Source organism: Photobacterium sp. 53610 (assembly GCF_036409375.1).
Classification (GTDB): domain Bacteria; phylum Pseudomonadota; class Gammaproteobacteria; order Enterobacterales; family Vibrionaceae; genus Photobacterium.
This window is the reverse complement of record NZ_JAXOFS010000002.1, coordinates 1-21529: the sequence shown is the minus strand read 5'-3', so window position 1 is coordinate 21529 and position 21529 is coordinate 1. Positions and strand designations below refer to the sequence as shown.

Sequence of the window (21529 nt, the reverse complement as noted above, 5' to 3'; positions counted from 1 at the left end):
TCGCTGGGTTCAAAATATCAGTGCACGTTGAATCAAAGCGTTCGCATAACTTGCTGCCTCAATCACAGAGCGTCCTCACACCGGGTCTTTCGCCAGATGTGTGATTTCTTACCTATACTCAGCCGAATAAGCAGTGCGATTTTTTTGCCGTCTGTACTGTGCCAGCCAGCGTATTTCATTGTGATCCCGGAGGATGCGGATGTTTCGCAACGGACTGAAAACCTACTTCGCCATCATCGGCATCCTGGCCCATCTTGTCGTGATCAGCGGGATGGTCTATCTCGTCAGACACTGGGTCACACAAAATGAAACTCTGCCTGCAACACTCCGCCATTCGGCCAATCAATTGAAGCAACTACGCCCCGAACTGCAGCCGGTACATCAGGCCATCGCCGGTGTCGCGAGCAGTTTATCCAGTCCATCCTATTTTTGGCGCGAGTTTGATACCCGGTACTGGCCCACCATCGGGCCAGACGGGCATACTCAAGCCACACCTGCGGCACCACTGGGTACCCTTTGGGTATCCGACGCGGAAAGTTTCAAGAATGCTCTGAAACAGGTGCTTCCGGGACAGGAAATCGTCCTGAAAAAAGGCCGGTATGCGCTTCAGGAAAAACGACTGGACATCAGCCAGGTCAGGCCTTCTGCATCCAGACCCATCATCGTTCGCGCGGAAGAACCCGGACATGTTGTTCTGGCGCTGAATGGCCTGGAAGGCATTGTGATCAACCAGCCCTACTGGACAATCTCCGGGCTGACATTCAAAGGCGCCTGCCCCGTCCCTTCTGACTGTGAACATGCGCTGCACATCGTCGGCGATGCGGATTACAGCCTCATCGAAAACAATACGTTTATCGATTTTAATGCGGCCATTAAAGTGAACCGTTTCCGGCAGGCCTTTCCGGATAACGGCATCATTCGCCGCAATCATTTCTACAACACTCAGCCCAGGGATACATCAAACCCGGTCACACCCATCAATCTGGACCATGGCAATCAATGGGTGATCGAGCGGAACATCATTCGTGATTTTATAAAAACCGGCGGCAACCAGGTCAGCTATGGTGCTTTCATGAAGGGAGGCAACAGAAACGGAATTATCGAAAACAATCTGGTCATCTGTAATACCAGCAGCCGTCAATATGGCGGATATCAGGTCGGGCTGTCATTGGGCGGCGGCGGCATGGGACAGGAAAACCGCCGGGACCAGGCTGCCTTCGAAGGACTGAACCACACCGTCAGAAATAATATTGTAATGCATTGCAACGATGTCGGTCTGTACATCAATAAAGTCAGTGATGCTCTGGTGAACAACAATATTTTCTATCACACTTCCGGCATCGATGTGCGTTTCCCGGAATCCAGCGCCAGACTGCTGAATAATATCGTTGGCGGACACATTCGCGAACGCGATCAGGGCAAAGCCGCTGCATCACATAACCTGCTCTTTTCCATTGATTTTCTGACCGAAAAACAAAAGCTCGATGACTGGTACAAATCACCGGCGATCGGCAATTTCTCCCCTAAAGATCAGGTCAGGCAAACAGAATTAATGTCTCAGGCAACCACTTACCCGATCACAGCACAACAGACAGTTTCGGACTTTTGCGGCAACCTTGTGAGGCCACAGGACAGCTTTGCCGGAGCATTCAAGAGCAGCGAGAATTGTTTTGTGACCAGACCCGGCGCTTCAGACCGCGAATAACTTTTTTCATCCGGTACAGGAGGTGCGGAAACCGGTAATGATATACCGCAAACCCGACGGTCTGATTGGCAAACGTCTGCTTATAGCGGGACACACCGCCCATGAAGTCATATCCGTCGAATCCTTGTTCCATGGCCATCTGAATTAACAGATAATGTGCCACCAAACCCGGCTTCAGGTGTCTGTCCTCAGCTGAACTGCTCAAGTCATAGTTCAGCGCGCTCAGATAAAACAGGACCCAGTTGCCATGATGAAAGTTGTACACCACGCCCAGATCCCTTTCACCGGCATAAATATGATGAATGGCGACAGTGCCTGAAGGCAGACCGCGGCGAATCAGCTCCTGATGAAACCGGAGAAAATGCGGATTAGCAAAACCACTCTGCCCGGGCCGATTGCCCCAGCGCTTCAGGTGATAGCCAGCAGCATGCTCAAACAGTACGAGTCCCTGCGCAACTGAACTGGCCGTGATAACTTTCAGCCCTCCTGCAGCCTGATAAATTTTCATGCTGCGTTTGATCTGATACCGGGCGCTGCGAGACAAATAGGCGTCCAACGTTTGGTGCTGCTTCTGAAGAGGCGCAAAATACAGCTGGAAAGCCTGAGACTCCCACCCCACTTCCTTTTCCGGCAGAACCACAGTGCCGTCTGCCAGTACCATCAGGGTGTCTGTCCCGTGCTCAAAAGTGTCTGTTCCCATCACAGCACAGCCTAAAAAATCCTTGTCCTGAGTGACGCCGACGACAAAGGTGTCAGCCCCTTTCATGTTGTTCATGACACAAGCCGTCATCAGCGGACGCACCAGATCAGCAACGGTTCGATCGAGCAGAAAATCGTTATATTCAATCCAGATTTGATCCAGCAAACGGTCGCCCGTCCGGTGGAGACAAAACTGACGACCCAAAGACAGCGAAGTCATCTTGTTTTCGTGAATCACAATAATGCCCAGCCCGACGACACACGCCTCATTGCGTGCCACCACCACAGAAAAATCGTCCACAAAACAGTCCAACCAGGTGCCAATCCATAACCAGGACAGAAAAAGGTTTGATTCTGCACGGGCTTCCAATGCCAGCCATTGTGTTTTCAACCATTTCTGATCCGGGTTGACTACCCATTCACACTGGAAAAAATCACTGTTTCGGGCCATCCGCTGCTTTCCGACATTCTCTGAGCTCAGTTGTCTCAATCATAGCAAACCCAAAGCTTCTGACTTTTCTGAGATATTTTTGAGCCGTCTGTTTTTTACACAGCCAATCCCGCCCGGTGTCAAAAGAATGACTATCATAAAAAAGTCCACACCCAAAAAATTCGACAGGGATGCTTATGGCTAAGTTACCTCGTACTTCACTGCATGCGCTGACACTTGCCGGACTGCTCGCCGCAACACTCACTGCCTGCGGTAAACAATCGATTGAAGAATACATAGCTAAAGCGAACACTTATCTCAGTCAAAATGAAGAAAGCGCTGCCATCATCGAGCTGAAAAACGCTATCCAGGAACACCCGGATGCGGATCAGGCCCGCCTGATGCTGGGTAAACTGTATTTGCGGCAAGGTGACTTTGCCGGTGCCGAAAAAGAATTATATAAAGCCTTGCGTGGTACCCAGAACAAAGATGAAGTGGAACCGCTTCTGGCCCATGCTTATCTGGGACAAAAGAAATCCGCAGAAATCGCCGATCTGGCGGAACAGCCGCAGAGTCATCAGCCCGAAGTCCTCGCAGACCTTTATGCAATGAAATCGCTGGCCTTGCTGCGGGATAACGACCAGGAGAGTGCCCAGAATGCTTTCCTTCAGGCCCAGCGCACAGGGCAGACAACGCTCTATACCCGTCTTGCCAAAGCCAGTCTTGAGGCTTCCCGGGACCATACAGAAAAAGCACTCAAAGAAGTCGAAGCCATTGTTCAGGCTTATCCGGACAGCAGTGAGGCATGGATACTGAAAGGCCATCTCGAAACCAGATTGAATCAGGATCAGGCCGCTGCCAGCAGTTATCGCCAAGCTGTACAGAATTCGCCCAAAGCCCTGCAATACACCCTGTTTCTGGCTCAGGCTCTGGTTAAAACCAGACAACTCAATGAAGCCGAAAAGTACGTCGATGCCTTACTGGCAGCTTTCAGCGGACATGCACTCACCAATGAACTGAAAGCCACCATTCTTTATGCCAGAGGTGAGCAGGATGAAGCGAAGGTGCATGCCGATCTGGCCATCCGAAATGGCTCACGAAACATCACCACTTATCTGATCTCTGGCGTCGTTGCCTATCATCAGGGGAACTATGCGCTCGCCAGTGAGCGTCTGGAAAAAATCATGCCTGTCATGACCGACAACATGGTGAAACGCCTTTACGCTGCCAGCCAGCTGAAGCTCGGGAATATTGAAGGCGCCATGCAAACCATACGCGGTTTTGATGCCACGAATCTGGAAGACAGTCAGTTCATTTCCAGTATGAGTCTGGAATTTGCCAAAGTCGGACGCCAAGATTTTGCGCTTTCGCTGGCAGAACAAGCAACAGCCACTTCTTCACCCGACAATCAGCTTCGGTTGGGTTTGCTGCAGCTGGCGAGTCATGACGCCACCGGCATTGAAACTCTGCAAGAAATTCTGAACAGCAATCCGGATATGCCTGAGGCCACTCTGGGACTGGCTTACTACTACATGAAACAAGGGAAGTACGAACAGTTACATGAAGTCGCAGACGAATGGCTGGCCCGGGACCCGGATGACAATGCCGCCAACATACTGAAAGCCTTCGTGCTGCTGATTGAAAACAAACCGGCTGAGGCAAAAACCATCTACCGTAAAATACTCAGTCAACATCCGGACAATATTCAGGCGAAGCTCGGACTGGCACAGATCGCCGCCTTAGACGGTGACACTGACAAAGCCTTTGATTTCGCGCGTCAAGCCTATGAAAACAAACCGGGGCACGCACTGACTACCCGCTCACTTTACCGGTACGCTCAATTCAGCGGTAACATCCAGCAAGCCTTTGATATCGTTGCGGCTCAGGTGAAAGTCCATCCGGACAATCCATCGCTGAAACTGGATCTGGCCCGTGGGTACATCCTGCGACAGCAACCGGAGAAAGCCATCGCCTATATCAGGGAGCTGCCCCCCCACCAGCAAACGATTCAAAGCTGGCAATTACTTGGTGATATTTATTTCTCACAGAAACACTACCGCGAAGCCGAAACCGCTTACAGCAAATGGCTGGAAATGGATGTTCTCAATCAGCAGGCTTATCTTCGGAATATTCAGATCAAAGAAATGAACAATAAGGTAACGGAAGGACTGACGCTCGCTGAAAAAGCAGAAGAGCAATTTAGTCAAACCCCGCTGTTTTCCCTGATGAAAGCCGGACTGCAACTCAGGCTGGGTGAAATGGATGCCAGCCAGAAAACTCTGGACAACATGCCTGAATCTGTCAAAAAGCAGCAGTACTTCATGCACCTACAGGCCTTAAATTATCTCCAGCGCCAGCAGTATCCGGAAGCCACGGCATGGCAGTTGAAACGCTATGAAGCTTACCCGGGCATCCAGAGTGCAAACGACGTTGCCGGGGTATATGCCATGAATCATGAGTCAGAAAAAGCGGCGGCTTTTATTGAGTCCGTTCTCAGGGAACATGGCGAAAAAGCAGCACCACTCCGGCTGACCCTGGCGCAGCTTCAGACAAAACATCAGCCAGATAAAGCTATGAAGCTGTACCGCACGCTGCTGGAAACAGATCCCAATAATGTGCTGGCGCTGAACAATCTGGCCTGGCTGTACCTGTCCAAAAAAGACTACAAACAAGCCTGTAACAACGCATCCAAAGCCCATGAGCTGGCGAAGGGACACCCTCAAATTCAGGATACGTACGGATACTGTCTGCTGAAATCCGGTCAGGCCGCCAACTCTTTGCCAATGCTCGAAAAAGCCTACAGACAAGTGCAGAACAACCCGGAAGTTGCATTGCACTATGCCGAAAGTCTGCTTGCCAATCATCAAGCAGGGAACGCGAGAGATGTTCTGAGCCGCGTGAACACAACCGATCCGGAACTGCTGCAGCTCAAACGTAAATTGGAAGCGCAGATCAACCTGTAGTCTCCTGCCGCCCCGGCGACACGGGGTGGGTTAACAAAGTGCCACCAGAAAATTAGGATGAAAGACGATGGTTTTTCCTGTCAAAACAACCGGCTCATTCTTTTTCCGGATGTTCGGAGTTTATCTCTTGCTGACATTCTCATTTCCCGCTCTGGCGGCATTGCCTGAGGTCATCAGTCAGATTAAGCCTTCGATCGTCGGTGTGGGCACTTATCAGAAACTGGCCACCCCGCGCGCCAGTTTAACCGGGACCGGATTTGCAATCGGAGATGGCTCGCTGATTGCCACCAACAATCATGTTGTTCCTGCCACAATCGCCGCGAACAAAAATACAGCATTTGTCGTATTTGTCGGGACCGGAAATACGCCAGACATCCGCCCTGCGCATTTGGTCGCACGGGATACAGAACATGACCTGGCCCTCCTCAGAATCAGTGGCCCGCCGCTTCCGCCACTCAGGCTCTCTGCCCGTCAGGTCAGGGAAGGCGAAATGTACAGCTTTACCGGTTTTCCCATCGGCGCAATTCTGGGACTTTATCCGGTGACACACCGGGGCATGGTTTCCAGTATTACTCCGATTGCCATTCCAGCCCGCACGGCGAAAGAACTGTCTGTCTCCCGGCTCAAACACCTGAAAAACCCGTTTTTTGTCTACCAGCTGGATGCCACGGCCTATCCCGGCAACAGCGGCAGTCCGGTGTACAGTCAGGATAATGGCGAAGTAATCGCCATTATCAATAAAGTACTGGTCCAAAACAGCAAAGAAAACGCACTGACTCATCCCAGTGCCATAACCTATGCTGTGCCGGTACGCCATCTGAGCCAACTGCTGGCAACTCAGCCTTAAATCGGGAAGAAAACCTGTGCAACGGACCCAAACGAATCTTCTCTATCAAGAGATAAAAATACGGAAATTACAGTTTTTCGCACTGGCCCTCTTTTGGGGACACGGATTCCTGATTACCTGGCTGACCCTGATGCCTCCGGCAGAAGAAGGCGCGCTGACAGACCTGAAAAGCTATGGGATCGCTCATCTGGATTTCATTCTGCATGCCATGTGTTACGGCCTCTTTGCCGGTTATGCACTGCTGATCAGCAAACACCTGAGGCGATACAGCTATATGCTCTTGCTGCTGGTTCTTTACGGCAGTTTTCTGGAAACGATTCAGAGTATGGTCCAGCCCGGAAGGGAAAGTTCTGTCTCAGACGCGATTGCAAACCTGACAGGCGTCGTGCTGGGCGGTGTGATATCCTGGTCGCTGATGCAAACGCTCTTGACCAATCTCACTGGCACCCGAAGATAAGCGCTTGCTATTCAGAAACATTCAGACAAATTTTTGATAGCCAGTCAGGCAAAAGTGACATTTTCCGGTTATGCTGTGATGTTCTTATTACCCATCATGGAGACCTTGAATGAAACGCGCACTGCTCTTTTCCGCGATGCTCGCGGGAGCATCTTTACTGGCGGGCTGTTCAGACAACGAAGTCGGCGATGTCAGTCTTGGCGTATTTACCACGAAGGACATCAAACTCAATGTACTCAGTGACCCCTTAATCCCAGGTGTCACCTGCCACATTGCCAGCATTGAAGCCGACCTGGATTTCTCAGATCCGAGTGACTCCTCCATTTCCTGCCGCCAAACCGGCGAAATTACTCCGGAAATGATCGCCGCTATCGATAAATCAAAAGCGGGTGACGTGGTTTTCAAGAAATCGAAGAGTGTGTTCTTCAAAACCATGAAGATCAGACGGATCTATGATCCGGAAAGCCAGACTCTGATGTATCTGTCCTATTCAACCAAAGAAACGTCAGGCAGCTACAAACACAGCCTGTCTACGGTTCCGCTCTGGGGCACCAAAGCTTATCAGGCACCCGTAACACCCGTTCAGCAGTAAATCCTTGTAACAATTTTCACCGAACAGCTCTGACCTGTGTCAGGGCTGTTTCAATGTTGTCCCCGTCGCAATCAACACAAAAAGATCAATAAGTTAAGCTCATGTTTTGAGCGCTGACTGAGATTTTTACCTCAAAATCACTACAGTGAGCTCTTGACGGTTCTAAGAAAGCCGCTTTTAATAATTTAACAAGATAATAACAACCAAGGAATGGAACCATGACTTTGCCTTTACAGCCAAATTCTTCAAGGGAATCGCTCAAGATGCAGGCGCTGCCACATGAACGTGTATTGCAATGGGCTGAAGAACGCCCGAATGAAATTTTCCTCCGTCAGATCATCAATCGTCAGTTTTCCGATTTCACTTATGCAGATGTCGCCGATCAAGCCTTGCGCCTGGTCAGTGCCCTCCGGGCGATGGGTCTTCAGCCTGGTGACAAAATCGGTTTAATCTCTAAAAACTGTGCTGAATGGTATATCTGCGACCTGGCCTTAATGCTGGGCAGTTATGTCAGTGTGCCAATTTTCCCAACCGCCGGGGAAGAAACCATTGAGCATTGTTTAACGCACAGTGAATCCAAACTGGTCTTTATCGGTAAACTGGATAATAACCACGCCATCAATGCCGTCACCAGCCGACTGCCAGACATCACAACCGTCAGTTTCCCCTATCCGGATGTCCCGGAATGTCAGCATGAGATGAATACGCTGATCAAGGCTCATACACCATTTGAAGAGCGTCCGTCCCATCAGGATGACGATATGATGTCTCTGGTCTATACATCCGGCACCTCCGGTTTACCGAAAGGCGCAATGCTGTCCTACGGCGGCTTTGCCTTTTCTGCCCAGAACCTGATTGAACATATCGGTATTATTGAGAACGAACGTTTGTTCTCCTACCTGCCGCTGGCACACATTACTGAACGGGTTTACATCCTGGGGACGTCCATGATGGCCGGGGTTCAGGTGGCTTTCCCGGAATCACTCGATACCTTCATTGAAGATGTCAAAATGCATCGCCCGACGCTGTTTATTTCCGTACCGCGTCTCTGGACCTTATTCCAGCAGCGTATTCTGGATAAACTGCCTCAGGCCCGGCTGAACCTGCTGCTGAAAATTCCGTTTGTCTCCGGCCTGATCAAACGCAAGCTGGCCGATGGATTGGGTCTGAACGAAGCCCGGGTGCTCGGTTGTGGGTCTGCCCCGGTCTCCCCTGCATTACTGCGCTGGTATGAACAGATTGGTCTGAACATTACCGAAGCCTGGGGGATGACAGAAAACTTCGCTTACGGCACCCTCAACATGCCTTTCCGCAGCGACAAAATAGGCACCGTCGGCAACGCCGGTCCGGGCGTTGAAATCAAAATCGCCGAAGATGATGAAATTCTGGTGCGCAGTAAAGGGCTGTTTTCCGGCTACTACAAAAACGACATCGCGACCAAAGAAAGCTTCAATCACGAAGGCTGGCTGCATACTGGCGATCTGGGCAGTCTGGATGAAGAAGGCTACCTGACCATCCAGGGCCGTAAAAAAGACAACTTTAAAACAGCCAAAGGGAAGTTCGTCTGCCCTGTTCCAATTGAAAAGCGTCTGTTTGAACTGAGCGGTATCGAAATGATGTGTATTGTCGGCTCAGGCATGCCAGCGCCAATTCTGCTGGCAGTGCCTCATGACTATCCGCACTTTGACCGGGAACGCTATGCCCGCAGGGTGACGCACGCCATTGAAGCCATCAACAAAGAGCTGGAGTCCCACGCGAAAATTAAAGGGGTTCTGATGATCAAAGAACCATGGAGCATTGAAAACGGCATCCTGACGCCAACACTGAAAATTAAACGACACCTGTTGGAGAAAAAATACCACGAGACAGGCAGTCATTGGCCGAAAGGGCAACTGATTCAGTGGGAAGATTAAGTCAGATAAATAACGTAAAAAACGGGCAGCCGAAGCTGCCCGTTCTTCATTCAAAATCAGACTGATTTACTGATAATCTGCGTAAGGGTTCACGGTCGGTAAAACAATCGCTTCCCCAAACGCTGACAAACGGATGGATTCCTGAGTCAGGCTGACAGAAGATTCATCCATGACAGACTCACCAAAGGAATAGCGAATTTCTTCTTCACCCCGGCATGCCTGCAAATCACGCTCTGCAATGATTTTACGGACTTTTTCATTCCGGCTCAGATATTCCGCCATTGCGGCCTCACCGTATTTCTTCTCCAGCATCGACAGTGTCTGCTGAGGTGACAAGACCAGAGCTGACGCATTGTTTCCGCCAAAGCCCTTCGCGTTAATAATCACACCCTGCATATCATCACCAGCCGTGCCGACAAAGTAATGATCCATCAGAATATTCAGGTTCGACTGGTGAACATCGTCCGCAATGTGATCAATGGTCTTAATCCCCGGGATCCAGCCGTACTGCCAGACACCCAGTGAAGCCATCAGCTGGTCGCCAGCTGCCGCACTCATGGAATGTCCGACATACGATTTAATCGCAGTCACCGGCCAGTTCGAAATCCCAAAAGTTTTAGCAACTTCGTTCAGGATATGACTTTCCGTGACGCGGTTCTGCGGTGTGCCCGTACCGTGCGCCTGGACAAAGGTTTTCTTCACGCCGTCCGGGCCAAGAATGGCCTGAGCCATTGCAGCAGCCTTGGCAACGGTCACATAGTTACCGACACCCGGCGCCGAAATCGACTTCTTATTACCGTCAGCATTAATAAAGACATCAGCGGCAGTCCCGTAAATATTCACACCCAGCTCCAGTGCCAGCGATTCATCCATCAGCACGGCAAACTGAACCGATTCCGCCATCGTAAAACCAACATTGTCCGAGAACGGACGGCAGGCACGGCGGTTATCGACAGTATCGCTGTTATCCAAAACACGCAGCTCTTCATCCTGAGCCAGCGCGCCCATCACGCGGAAACCTTCCATAATTTCAGACACAACCGGTGCTTCGGCATTCCCAACAATCGCAACTTTTGCCTGTCCGCTCTGAATGTCCAGCAATCCCTGGCGCAGGTTATACAGGAAGGTGGCGCAGGCGCCCATATTGGTTCCCGTGGTCCCGACACTGTTAATGACGTAACCATTGATGAAGTCCGCCGGCATTTCTGCCAGTGACAGAGCCATCATCTTGGAACTGACCCGGCCACCGGTCAACGGCGCAGCTACCATTCCGGCCAGCGACTGATCATCAATCTGTGCCAGGCCACTCCCCGCATAGACTGAAATTTCGTCAGGGCGGATATGCTTAAGCACTTCATCCCAGTCCACACCCAGAGAATTCAGGGCATCTGAGGCACCGTACACCGTCAGTTGAAGACCGCGCGGGTGAAAGCGTGAGTTGTACAGCTTCCCGGGTTCGAAACCGCGGGGAATATTACCCCCGCTGCTCACAGGAAAAGGTTTGTAGTCAGCCAGCAATGCATCCAGTTCACCGGTCACGGTCACATGGACTTTGCTGCCTGATTCCTCCAGTTGCCAGTTTTCAGGGATATGCTCCGGCAATTTTGACTTACGGAGTGTGAAGCGAATTTGATCACTGCCCGCAGACAGCTCCGCTTTATACTGCTGTAACACACGATCCGGGTCGAAGCTTTCAATCCGACGAATCAGGGTGCCCGCTTGAATCGCTTCGATCACGGATTCGGTGACTTCCCCTTCAGCTAATCCCATTCGATGAGCAAGATCCTGCCAGGTCGAATGCATATCGCTTGCAGGCAGAATATCAGCCAGCATGCGTTTATAACTGTGAAAACCTGAACTACGACCTGCGGCGTTAATGCCGCCAATTCCGACAATCAGAGGTAATTTCATTGTTGATTCTTACTTGATAACTAACTTGACTGTCAGATTACCAAGTTACACTAGTATTACATCAGGCAATTACGCCATAATTACTGACATATACGCCATTCTGACCGGGTCAGACCAAAATCAGGGAGCCGGATCCTGGTGATTCAGTTCCCGTACAGCAGAAACAGCCCAAGTCACATCATCAAATGGAACGATACGCTATATGAAAATTGCGTTTGTGCTTTACCCCCGCGCGCTGATCACAGGGATTTCTCTTGCAGCCGAAATGCTCACCAGTGCGGCAGGATTAAGACCCCGGCATCTCCAGAAATCACAACCTGTTTCTATTTCAGTTGTCGCCAAGAGCCTGTCCCCTCCTGAGTTGAAATCAGGCCTACGTATCCAGCCCGACTTGACCTTAGCATGTGCCGGCGAGTTTGATTTCATCATTCTGCCTCCAATTTGGGGAAATCCGCTGTCTGTACTCAGGCAAAGTCCGGAGCTGATTCCCTGGCTGACACAACAGTACAAGCAAGGCGCCAAAATCATCGCAACCGGAACCGGCGTCTGCTGGCTGGCAGAAACCGGACTTCTGGATCATCAGGTCGCGACAACCCACTGGTATTACTACGATCAGTTTGCCGCACGATATCCGCTTGTCACCCTGAACCGTCAGGCATCAATCACCGTCGCCAACGGTCTGTATTGCACGGTCAGTATTAACTCGCAGTCAGAGCTGATTTTGTACCTGATCCGTGAACACTTTGGCCAGTCGGTTGCAAAAACTGTCGAAACCCACTTCGGCCATGAAATTTCCCAGTCTGATCAGCAGCCCTTTTATCAAATTGGCGGCGAAGTGCAGTTCGACGAATCCATTGCCCTCGCGCAGGACTGGCTGAAACGCAACCTGGCGCAACCGGTCACCGCCCAAGACATCGCTGAGCATTGCGGACTGCCGCTAAGAACCTTCCAGCGGCGTTTCAAAACACAGGTAGGACAGACGCCCCATGAGTACCTGCAATCTCTCCGCATGGAAGCCGCACAGAGCTTATTACGTGACTTTGGCCTGTCCCTTCAGGATGTGGCAGAACAGGTCGGATACCGGGATGCACATCATTTCAGCAAGCGTTTCCAGAAGCAGTTCAGCCTCAGCCCCGCACAGTATCGCAACATGGTGAAAGCCAAAATTTACCAGGCTTAAGCTCAGAGATGAGACAAAATACAGAAAAGATGATCCAATCAGGCACTTAGCATTGCCCCGGGCAGAAGCGAATGCAAACTGTCGCTATGCTAACAGGAGAAAAGAATGATCAATGTGTTGAATTGAGGCTTTAACCGCCTCGTCGTAAGCAGGCGTTTCAAGAAATGTTGTGTCGTATCTGGCTGTACTTCATTTTCATCGCGTCCGGTTCCATTCACATGGCTGCTGCAGGACTTTTGCCAACCAGCCGCACAATGTTAGGCACGCAGGTCTGTCGGCTGGATCTTTACCATCTGGCTAAAAACCAGTCCAATCGCATCGAGAATGACTTCCAGATTGCCTTGATTGCCGATCAGGGATTTAACCGGCGCTATGTCGCCTTAAAAGCCGACATCTCTTACCCGAAGGGATTTGAAAACTTCAGCTATTACCGCACCGGGCAACCTGTCGAAGTCTTTACCGCCAACTGGAAAAATTATTACGGCAGTATCAGTGTGGCTGATACCAATCGCAGTTACAGTATTTCGCACTTGGTGCGGCTGGGCGGAAGCAATCCCAGGCAAGCCTTCGATGTGCTCATTCGGTTGATTGCCGAAGATCACGGGCATTTTGAATTACAGAGTGCCAGCAGACGTTATCGCTTCTATTTAGAAGACGGTCATCTTGACGCCTTTTTTCACTGCCTGCATACCGAATAATTTTCCCCTTAAAAAACAAACGCCAGCTCATCGGCTGGCGTTCTGTGTTTTACAGAGTCACTATCATTTATCGATTGCTTTGGACTGGCTCGTATTCACCTTCGATTACACGTCCCTGGCTGGTTGCGCCATTTGTTTTGCCCGCATAAAACGTCGCATACTGTTTCGACAATTTACGCTTCAGGAATGGCTGAGCAATAAAAGCAACCAAGGCCATAAAAACGCCCATCACTGTCGCGAAAGTCAGAGCAAAGAAGCCAATCACCAGTGCAAATACGCCAGCAATGATATTTTTCATCTGTCACCTCATTATCAGGTAAGAAAGCAGGAAGATACCTGTTTCAGACGTTCAGCCTTACACATTCAAGTTGAATGGCAGTTGAACAACCGTCAGTTAATAGCATTACCCTTGGATAAAAAGTTTGACAGAAAACCTTGATACTTTTCCTTGATAATCTAACTTTGATTTAGTGGGAGATATCGAGGAGAAGTATTGTGTCAGATGTTCAGGCAGAGCTGATTTACGATGACTTTTGGTTACTAGATATAGAGGTTGATACTCTAGCCAAGCTTAAAATTACAGGGAAGATAAACGAAGACACTGGCGAAGCTGTCTTAACCCCACACCTTGACCCGTCAAACCTCGAAGACCGCTACAAAAAAACCAAAATTATCATAGCCCCTGATGGCTCGGTGGTTTACCCACAATCTCTCTATCTTGTATCCAAGCTAAGGGGAGATGGGAAGGTAAAAGACACAAACAGTATTGCTAAAGCCCTCCTACTGTTTACCCGTTTCTTGGACTCTACCCATTCCAGCCAAGATGATGAGGATGGCAATAAAATCCCTCCGGAATGCCTAACCTACAAAAGCCTATCGAAATACGAAGAAGAAGGCGCACCTTGGCGCTTTGCTGAGTTCCTAAAAAAGAACTGTCGCCATAGGCAATCAGATGGGGGTGAAGCTTGGTCTTTAACGACCGCAAGAACTTATATGGGTGCCGTTCTTGGTTTTTATAAGTGGATGCAAAAGTTCGGCTACCTCAAAAATGATGATAACTATGTTGTCACACACTTTAGTAAAGGTACGTACCTTTATGAAGGCTATGACCAACACGATATGCTCTCACACACCAAATCAAGTACGAAACGAGAATATGAAATTTCAAACATCATGAAGGAGTTTCCTCGCGCCGACTCTACACCAGTCCATAAGAAGTTAAAGCCAAAACCACCGGAGCATTTAGCGCTATTTGAAGAGTATGTTGACTGCTTACCAAAGCCTTTTCCTCTGATGTTCAGACTGGCCATTAAAACAGGCACACGTATTGAGGAGCTCACTCACTTCCCCGCGGACAACATTGGTGAAGTTGACATGAGCGAGTTGGACGTTGTCCCTGTCCGTTTGACTAAAACCAAAGGCAGCAAGCCACGTAATATCGAAGTGCCTCTTTATCTCTATGAAGAGCTAGAGCAATACAAGTACAACCGTCAAAGAGAGCGTAATGCATTAAAGCGTGAACAGTTACTCAATTCCAACTCAGAGTCGGTCGTCGAGGATTATTTGTTTATCTCAAATAAAGGCAGGCCTTATTCAGAAAACACCTTAGAGAAACACTTCTCTGCGCTACGCAAACTGATTCAAGACGTTGAGCCAGCGTGGTATTACCGTGTTCACGATTGCCGCTCAACGTTCGCAACTCAATGGCTTTTCACTGAGTCCAATGCCAGAGGAGTGAGTTACGAATTTCTTATAGATGAACTGGCAGAGCTAATGGGCCACGAAAGTACCAAAACAACTGAGAAGTACATCAAGTTCATGAATGAGTACGAATCCAAGCTCCGCGCAGCAAAATGCAAAAACAATAAACTAAACGGTGGGTGGTATCATGGCTAAAAGTCCACTTTCCAAAGGTTCAAAACAAGCCAAGAACATTAGAAACAGCAGTAATGTTGTTCCTCTCAAGCTAACAATCCCCTATAAAAGCCATTCTGATAGGCGTGCACGGGAATTTGATATTTCTCACCTACTACATCACGGGTTGAATAAAGACAACCAGAAAATTGGAAGCCGTCTTACTTACCTAAGAAGTTTTTGCAAAAAAGCTCATGAATATGTAGACAAAGGAAAATCGGTAAGTTCAATCACAAGATCCTATGAAGTTTTAAATGGTTATATTAGCTTTTGTGATGTGATCGGCGTCGTACCATTTACAGAGGAAGGCTATCTAAAGTTTGCGGGGAACGATGGTGAGTTAAGGCATCGCATCAAAGTGTATAACCCTTCAAAGCGACTATGGGAAAGGCAGCATAGGGATGAGTTAGGCATTAAGGAGTCTAGCGCTTGTAACATTGTTTCATTGTTAACAACAGTTTTTTCATGGTGTGGCCTACCGGTTAAAACCTGGAAAACTCAGCACCGAACATTTCATCATCTAAGCACCCCAATAAAAGGGTATTCGGACAAAGAAGAGGAGTTGATAATAACTCGCCTCAGTGACTTGTTTTTTACCTTAGCGCCGCAGTTAATTGCCGCAAAGCAAGATAATTTAGCTTTACCTTATAAACTGCCAATGACAATCGGTGTTGGGGAACACAAAGAGATGTTGACTATCCCCACCTCATTGAATTCAAAGAAAGGCAAAGTTAATCACGCTTCGGCCTTTAATTTAACTATGGGCGCAGCCTACCACCTACTCTGTTATTTTACATCACTAAACGATAGTGTTGTAAGGGATATCGCACATCCGATCACCATTCACACCCATGAATGTGATAAGAGCTTGCGCACAGTGAAAGTCTCTGGCTTTAAAGCCAGAGCCAACAAGGAAGTTGACGCTGTACTTACGAATGAAATTGATGAATCAAAATTCTCATTCGATGTTGAGAAAAAAGATGGGGTGCTTTTTGTTCAAACACTTGACGAGCTTTCAAGGCTTTACGGTAACGGTGAAGAGTTACTATTTTTACTGGATAAAAATAAAAGCGAGCACGACAAGTTTAGGATTACCGAATTAAACAAACACTTAACCTCAATATTAAACCTCGTCACACCTAGCCGAGCATCAAACCTTCCTTGGTTTAAAGAGCTATTTTATGCCTACCGAAACGGCCAAGTTATTGAGCTAAAAAAAACCACCAATGAACTCGGCAGAATAGTGGCAAGTAAAATCATTACCCCGATAACAAGCAAAACCAAGATGGTTCAAGGAATGTTTAATGCAGGCTATTGCATTTTATCTTGTTATACCGACAACTCCCTTAAAGGTATTTTGTTACCACTACACTATTCAGACAAAGATGCTAATGGCAATGTTATCGTTTCATATTATTACCAGAATGGTGATGAAGGTAGCTTCATCATTCCTGCGGCGGATAAAGGCTTAATCCAAGACATTGAGCAATCAGCAATAGAAAGAGCGGATAAGCAAGAGGCCAAAAAAGACATTCGGCTACTGCTCAGACAAGGCAACGCAAAAGAAGCTCCCAAGAATTGGGAGGGTATTAGCCCCATCACAAGCAACTTAATGACACAATGGTCAATTGGGATTAATGAATACTTCATTCAGCTTTCATCAAGTCGATTTAGAGAAACCACCAGTTCACAAGAGTACGGGGATGACCGTTTAAGTCACATAGTTAACTTACTTCAAAACTCATTAGAAACGCTAAGTAAGCATTACATTAATGGTGACCCAAAACTTAATAAAACCATCATATCACAAGGCATACAAGTGCTTGAGAAAATGGCGCAAGGTCATTCACTGGAAGAAGCCAAAGAGCATGTCAAGGCTCAGCACGCCATTCCAATGCTTTCCTATGATGAATACCTGAAAAAGAAACAAGCAACAAACCCAAATGGCCTCATATGCAATGGGCAACAACAGGTTGTTAACAGTAAAAACACGCAACGAAAAACCAATAAAGCCATTGGTGCTGTTCTCCCCTGTGTGGATTACGATATGTGCCACAAATGCAAGTCTGCAAAGGCTGTGGATGAACCACAAGCTATCTACAAACTCATCTCTTTCATTGATGTCTTGAAGGAAGCGCTTGACCTATACCCCAATGCAAAACGTGAGGTTATAGAGAAGATTGAAGCGTTTGAATACACACTTGATGGCGTAACCCCTGAGGTGTACGAAGAAGCTCTGGTGTTATTCGAGAATAACGGTCGCCACCCACGAATCTCAACCGACCACGCCATCCTATCCGTTTACCGCTAACTGAGAAATTATCATGATTAAAATTTCAGACCTTGACTATTTTGAATCCATCAAAAATGCACAGACTCATGTTGGCGCACATCATAACTACCTAGTTGACGTATTAGCGCCAGCCATTGAGCACGGTGATTGGGATAATTTTGAACTGCTCGACATTGGATTTACCGTTACGGGTGAGTCATTAGGTAAAATTGGTGACAACGAAGCTTGGAAAAAGCTTCAGCCCATTCTTGAACCAAACTACACAAAATCTACGACACTCGACTTTACTTTAAATGGTCAGGTTATTGAGCGTAATTTACGAAACCAGTTAAAAGCATTGGTTATCAAAATGATGTGGATTTCACACCATGATTATTCAATGTATACAATGTTTTACACGCTAAATAACTTGAAAAAGTGCATCCCTCATCTTTTGGATACAGGATACAACAGCTTTGAATATGTTGATTTCAACCTTTTGGATGCATGGGCTTTAACAGAATCAACCAATATCGACTTTGAAAGGGAAGGTATTTATACTGCGATCAACAAACTCTTTATGGAAGCAAGAGGTTTGCCTTTCCCTATTGCAATCAAAAAGAAAATATCAGCGAAAGATTTTGGATTAACGATAAAAGAGGCAGAGCAATACACCGTTATTCCCCAGCGCCTATACTACCTTGGCCTGCAAAAATCCCAAGCGCTAATTAATAACCTCTACCCAGTGCGTGATGAGCTTGGTAAGCTATCAACCTACCTTGCTACCTACTTTGATAAGCTGTATCAAGGCTATGCCAAATACCTAGCAAGTGGTAAATCCAAAACTGCCACAACAGGCAAATATGTTTGGTATTTATCCACATCTAACAAAAGTGCTAGGGCGAAAAAAGAAGTATTCAAAAAAGCCTTCATGAAACTTAGTTCACCCACTGAATTCGAGGTTTTTGAGCTGTTAAAGGCACATAAGCCTGAAATTAAAAATGAATACCAGAGCCTGTTTCATCCTAATTTCACGTTTAAAATTGCAGTTAGAGAAATTTCAGGCTTTCTGGACGCGCAATCACTTTTCAAAGAATTTAGCGGTGGCTGTCTATGGGGGTTGGTATCTCGATCCGGTATGCGCGCTGATGAAGTCTTCCATCTTCATACCGCCAAAGGATGCACTACTGAGACTATCTCTAAACAGGTTATCCATGTGCTTCATGCAGACCTATCGAAGACTGTAAAAGGCATTCAGTCAAAGCAGGATGAATTCGTCACAACCGAGCTGGGTAAGAAAGCCTACGAACTATTACAAGTCCTTCACGATCCACTTCGAAAGCTACATCCTGATAGTCTACGATTCTTCCATAAAACTGAGGGGGATTTTGGTCCAATCAAAAAAAATTCTTTGTGCAGACACTATCAAAAATGGTTCTCCAATGCACTAAAGGGAGAGTTAGCCCTAACCAAAGAAGACATTGCCGATTTGAAGGTGTCTGACCCTAATCGCTCTTTTCATCTTGGTGAGAACTACTACTTCTCAGGGCATCAACTTCGCCGCTCTTTTGCCTACTATCTAATTGGTTATGAACTACTCTCTTTCCCACAACTCAAACAGCAATTCAGTCACGTCTCCCTTGCGATGACAAGACACTACGCCAGAAACGCAAGCAAGTTTCAAAAGCTGCGAAAGAAAAAACAAAACCTTTGCCACTGCATTGAGGAAGAAAGAATTGCCCAACAGGCACAAGTTTACCTCAATATTTATCACAAACTCGCGAATAAAGAGCGCGTGGCTGGCGGAAAGGGTAAAGAGTTTGCCAAGCGCAGACTTACACTCGGTGAAAAGAGTTTATTTAAAGATAAGGTCGATAACGATATGCTCTCTCTAACCTACTGGAAGTGCTTGGTACGGGAAGGTAAAAGGCACATCCATGCGGTTGCTCCTGGTGTGTATTGCACCTCCACAGAATGCAGCCTCCGCACACAGGTCAATCTCTTAGAATGTGTCAATTGCCCGAACGACTACATCGTAGATGCAGTATTTGCAGAAGCCAAGCGTAAAGAGGCTGAAATCAATATGCTTTACGATATTGAGCATGACGATTTAAACCCACAAACCGCCACGGAATCATTCATTAAAATCACCGCAGCAGAGCGCATCATGACTGATTTGGGGATTGATTATGAACCTGTCGTGCTACCGAAAGAAGTGCAAGATTTACTTATCCCCTATATCGGAGCGCCAGCATGAAAACCGCAACACGAAAAGCATTAATCGAGGCGTTGGAACGGCTGATGGCGGGTACGCCTAATGACCGTGATTTAAGAAAGAAAGCGCAACATGGCAAGCTAAAAATCAACAATAACACCGTTGAAAAAGAGGCTGGATTATCCGTGGGGGCGCTTCGCAACCATGCCGACATCAAGGAGATGATAAAATCTAAATCGCTGAAAATTCAAGTGGCAAACAGTGATTCAGCAAGCTCGGAAATCGAGCTATTGCAACAAGAGAACAAGAAGCTAAAAAGCGAGAAAACCAACCTCAACCGGCTCAAGAAAAGCTATCACGAATCTGCAAAAAACCATGAGAGAGCGTTAGCCAAACAAGCAGCAACTCACATTAAGATGGTTGAGGAGCTAATGAAAATGCTTCATGAGAGTGAGCGAGAGAAGGCAATGGATAAGGTTGTAAAGGCCAGGCCTGATAATGTCATAACAGGCAACTTTGGGGATTAGGCCGTCCTCCTTAGTATAACCACTAGACAGGACAGTTAGTTATCGATAAGAATGCACACTCTAACATTATAAAAATGCTCTAACCGGGCGTAGCTAATCGCACTACTCCGTAAAAAGCTTAAATTTAGAAAGTAAGGATAAACTATGGCAATCGAAGCTGGACAAACTGCACCAGATTTTACCCTGAATGACCAAGACAATAACCCAGTGACTCTCTCTGAGTTGAAAGGAAAGAAAGTACTGCTCTACTTCTACCCACGCGCTTCAACACCAGGTTGTACTGTACAGGCTCAAGGACTACGTGATACTAAAGCTGAGCTAGATGCCCACAATGTTGTTGTTCTTGGCGTCAGCCCAGACACACCTAAAAAACTGACTAATTTTATCAACAAACAGGAACTTAACTTCACTTTGCTAGCCGATGAAGAGCACGCTGTTTGTGAGAAATACGGTGTTTGGCAGCTCAAGAAATTCATGGGACGTGAGAACATGGGCGTGGTTAGAACTAGCTTCTTAATCAATGAGTCAGGTGAACTTGAGCATGTGTTTAACAAGTTCAAAACCAAAGACCATCACGAGGTTGTACTGGACTACCTGAACAGTAAGTAATGCAGGTAACCGCATTTCTATCACTTGGGGGCAGGCAATGATTGGCTCTATCCGTGTATCAGATTCACGTAAAGCTGTTGGTTAATCTCAGAGAGAAGCAACTAAAGCATACGCATCTGCCAATGATCTGGAGATATCTGAATGGGTTGAAGAGCATGTATCTGCGACCAAGACAGCCCTGAGTGATAGAAAGCTAGCCACCCTCATCGCCTCCAGGCAGAGTATAGTTGTGTCAGACATCACCAAGCTTGGCCGTAACAAGGTAATGGAGCTTATTGGTACAATAGGACAGATAGCATCATATGGCAAGCTACATCTCGCATACAACGACACAGTTATCAATGACCTGCCCCCACTTTATAACCCACGGTAGTGTTCAAAGTTTTGTGTCTTTTCCTACACTTACTGAAAAAGGGAGAGATGAATAGCCACCGACTCAGTAGACACTAATTAACCTTTCTTCATACCGCTTTTCATACTCTACTGGTGACAACTGATTATTGGAACCGTGTCTGCGTTTGACGTTGTAGAACATCTGTAAGCGGCCATTTCTCCCCACATTCAGATAACCACGATGACCTGGTATTGATATCGCTC

16 protein-coding genes and 1 pseudogene are annotated in these 21529 nt (G+C 47.5%); 14 read left to right on the top strand and 3 right to left on the bottom strand.

What is annotated here, in order from left to right; genetic code table 11:
• Window positions 1–199 precede the first annotated feature (199 nt).
• Window positions 200–1705: a chondroitinase-B domain-containing protein gene (locus tag SPK40_RS06585; RefSeq protein ID WP_248142557.1), complete on the top strand. Its 1506-nt coding sequence runs from the start codon at window positions 200–202 to the stop codon at window positions 1703–1705.
• Here the strand turns inward: SPK40_RS06585 and SPK40_RS06580 are convergent.
• Window positions 1650–2855 (bottom strand): GNAT family N-acetyltransferase, encoded by a 1206-nt coding sequence (locus SPK40_RS06580; RefSeq protein WP_330959880.1) that lies wholly within the window; start codon window positions 2853–2855, stop codon window positions 1650–1652. The genes SPK40_RS06585 and SPK40_RS06580 overlap by 56 nt on opposite strands.
• 176 nt (window positions 2856–3031) lie before the next feature.
• On the opposite strand from SPK40_RS06580, the gene prsT reads away from it, so the two are divergent.
• From prsT to SPK40_RS06555, 5 genes are all read left to right on the top strand, one after another.
• Window positions 3032–5797 carry an XrtA/PEP-CTERM system TPR-repeat protein PrsT gene (gene prsT / locus SPK40_RS06575; protein WP_330959879.1) on the top strand — a complete coding sequence of 922 codons (2766 nt, stop codon included), beginning with the start codon at window positions 3032–3034 and terminating at the stop codon, window positions 5795–5797.
• 67 nt (window positions 5798–5864) lie between these two features.
• Window positions 5865–6644 carry a S1 family peptidase gene (locus SPK40_RS06570; protein WP_330959878.1) on the top strand — a complete coding sequence of 260 codons (780 nt, stop codon included), beginning with the start codon at window positions 5865–5867 and terminating at the stop codon, window positions 6642–6644.
• A 16-nt stretch (window positions 6645–6660) separates the two neighbouring features.
• The gene (locus SPK40_RS06565) at window positions 6661–7101 is read left to right on the top strand and encodes a VanZ family protein (protein WP_330959877.1); all 441 of its coding nucleotides are present in this window, start codon (window positions 6661–6663) and stop codon (window positions 7099–7101) included.
• A 109-nt stretch (window positions 7102–7210) separates the two neighbouring features.
• Window positions 7211–7693, top strand: coding sequence for a CreA family protein (locus tag SPK40_RS06560; RefSeq protein ID WP_330959876.1), 483 nt, complete (start codon window positions 7211–7213; stop codon window positions 7691–7693).
• A gap of 263 nt (window positions 7694–7956) precedes the next feature.
• Window positions 7957–9606, top strand: coding sequence for an AMP-binding protein (locus SPK40_RS06555; protein WP_330960351.1), 1650 nt, complete (start codon window positions 7957–7959; stop codon window positions 9604–9606).
• A 66-nt stretch (window positions 9607–9672) separates the two neighbouring features.
• Here SPK40_RS06555 and SPK40_RS06550 read toward each other — a convergent pair whose 3' ends face one another.
• Window positions 9673–11517 (bottom strand): beta-ketoacyl synthase, encoded by a 1845-nt coding sequence (locus SPK40_RS06550; protein ID WP_330959875.1) that lies wholly within the window; start codon window positions 11515–11517, stop codon window positions 9673–9675.
• A 202-nt stretch (window positions 11518–11719) separates the two neighbouring features.
• On the opposite strand from SPK40_RS06550, the gene SPK40_RS06545 reads away from it, so the two are divergent.
• Together SPK40_RS06545 and SPK40_RS06540 are read left to right on the top strand one after the other, a co-directional pair.
• Complete coding sequence (locus SPK40_RS06545) at window positions 11720–12697, top strand: GlxA family transcriptional regulator (protein WP_248142564.1); 978 nt, start codon at window positions 11720–11722, stop codon at window positions 12695–12697.
• A gap of 164 nt (window positions 12698–12861) precedes the next feature.
• The gene (locus SPK40_RS06540; RefSeq protein ID WP_248142565.1) at window positions 12862–13395 is read left to right on the top strand and encodes a hypothetical protein; all 534 of its coding nucleotides are present in this window, start codon (window positions 12862–12864) and stop codon (window positions 13393–13395) included.
• A gap of 67 nt (window positions 13396–13462) precedes the next feature.
• Here the strand turns inward: SPK40_RS06540 and SPK40_RS06535 are convergent, their stop codons facing one another.
• Window positions 13463–13693, bottom strand: a complete 231-nt coding sequence (locus SPK40_RS06535) for a hypothetical protein (protein WP_330959874.1) — start codon at window positions 13691–13693, stop codon at window positions 13463–13465.
• A 197-nt stretch (window positions 13694–13890) separates the two neighbouring features.
• Between SPK40_RS06535 and SPK40_RS06530 the strand changes: the two genes are divergently transcribed.
• The 6 genes and pseudogenes from SPK40_RS06530 to SPK40_RS06505 form a co-directional block, all read left to right on the top strand.
• Entirely contained in the window at window positions 13891–15291 is a 1401-nt protein-coding gene (locus SPK40_RS06530; protein ID WP_330959873.1) for a tyrosine-type recombinase/integrase, read from the top strand.
• Entirely contained in the window at window positions 15284–17620 is a 2337-nt protein-coding gene (locus SPK40_RS06525) for a hypothetical protein (RefSeq protein WP_330959872.1), read from the top strand. Before SPK40_RS06530 ends, SPK40_RS06525 begins: the two co-directional genes overlap by 8 nt.
• A gap of 13 nt (window positions 17621–17633) precedes the next feature.
• Complete coding sequence (locus tag SPK40_RS06520) at window positions 17634–19838, top strand: site-specific integrase (RefSeq protein ID WP_330959871.1); 2205 nt, start codon at window positions 17634–17636, stop codon at window positions 19836–19838.
• On the top strand, window positions 19835–20323 hold the full coding sequence (locus SPK40_RS06515; protein WP_330959870.1) for a bacterioferritin comigratory protein: 489 nt from the start codon (window positions 19835–19837) through the stop codon (window positions 20321–20323). Before SPK40_RS06520 ends, SPK40_RS06515 begins: the two co-directional genes overlap by 4 nt.
• A 144-nt stretch (window positions 20324–20467) precedes the next feature.
• Window positions 20468–20932 carry a thioredoxin-dependent thiol peroxidase gene (bcp, locus tag SPK40_RS06510; RefSeq protein WP_330959869.1) on the top strand — a complete coding sequence of 155 codons (465 nt, stop codon included), beginning with the start codon at window positions 20468–20470 and terminating at the stop codon, window positions 20930–20932.
• Window positions 20933–21032: 100 nt separating this feature from the next.
• Window positions 21033–21305: pseudogene (locus tag SPK40_RS06505) on the top strand (hypothetical protein); the annotation flags it as partial.
• Window positions 21306–21529: the final 224 nt, after the last annotated feature.

Bases quoted from the DNA above. Each gene is read 5' to 3' on its own strand.
- prsT (WP_330959879.1), top strand. From the start codon at position 3,032: ATGGCTAAGTTACCTCGTACTTCACTGCATGCGCTGACACTTGCCGGA.
- SPK40_RS06525 (WP_330959872.1), top strand. From the start codon at position 15,284: ATGGCTAAAAGTCCACTTTCCAAAGGTTCAAAACAAGCCAAGAACATT.
- SPK40_RS06520 (WP_330959871.1), top strand. From the start codon at position 17,634: ATGATTAAAATTTCAGACCTTGACTATTTTGAATCCATCAAAAATGCA.
- SPK40_RS06545 (WP_248142564.1), top strand. From the start codon at position 11,720: ATGAAAATTGCGTTTGTGCTTTACCCCCGCGCGCTGATCACAGGGATT.
- SPK40_RS06585 (WP_248142557.1), top strand. From the start codon at position 200: ATGTTTCGCAACGGACTGAAAACCTACTTCGCCATCATCGGCATCCTG.
- SPK40_RS06570 (WP_330959878.1), top strand. From the start codon at position 5,865: ATGGTTTTTCCTGTCAAAACAACCGGCTCATTCTTTTTCCGGATGTTC.
- SPK40_RS06540 (WP_248142565.1), top strand. From the start codon at position 12,862: ATGTTGTGTCGTATCTGGCTGTACTTCATTTTCATCGCGTCCGGTTCC.
- SPK40_RS06560 (WP_330959876.1), top strand. From the start codon at position 7,211: ATGAAACGCGCACTGCTCTTTTCCGCGATGCTCGCGGGAGCATCTTTA.
- SPK40_RS06580 (WP_330959880.1), bottom strand. From the start codon at position 2,855: ATGGCCCGAAACAGTGATTTTTTCCAGTGTGAATGGGTAGTCAACCCG.
- bcp (WP_330959869.1), top strand. From the start codon at position 20,468: ATGGCAATCGAAGCTGGACAAACTGCACCAGATTTTACCCTGAATGAC.
- SPK40_RS06535 (WP_330959874.1), bottom strand. From the start codon at position 13,693: ATGAAAAATATCATTGCTGGCGTATTTGCACTGGTGATTGGCTTCTTT.
- SPK40_RS06550 (WP_330959875.1), bottom strand. From the start codon at position 11,517: ATGAAATTACCTCTGATTGTCGGAATTGGCGGCATTAACGCCGCAGGT.
- SPK40_RS06515 (WP_330959870.1), top strand. From the start codon at position 19,835: ATGAAAACCGCAACACGAAAAGCATTAATCGAGGCGTTGGAACGGCTG.
- SPK40_RS06555 (WP_330960351.1), top strand. From the start codon at position 7,957: ATGCAGGCGCTGCCACATGAACGTGTATTGCAATGGGCTGAAGAACGC.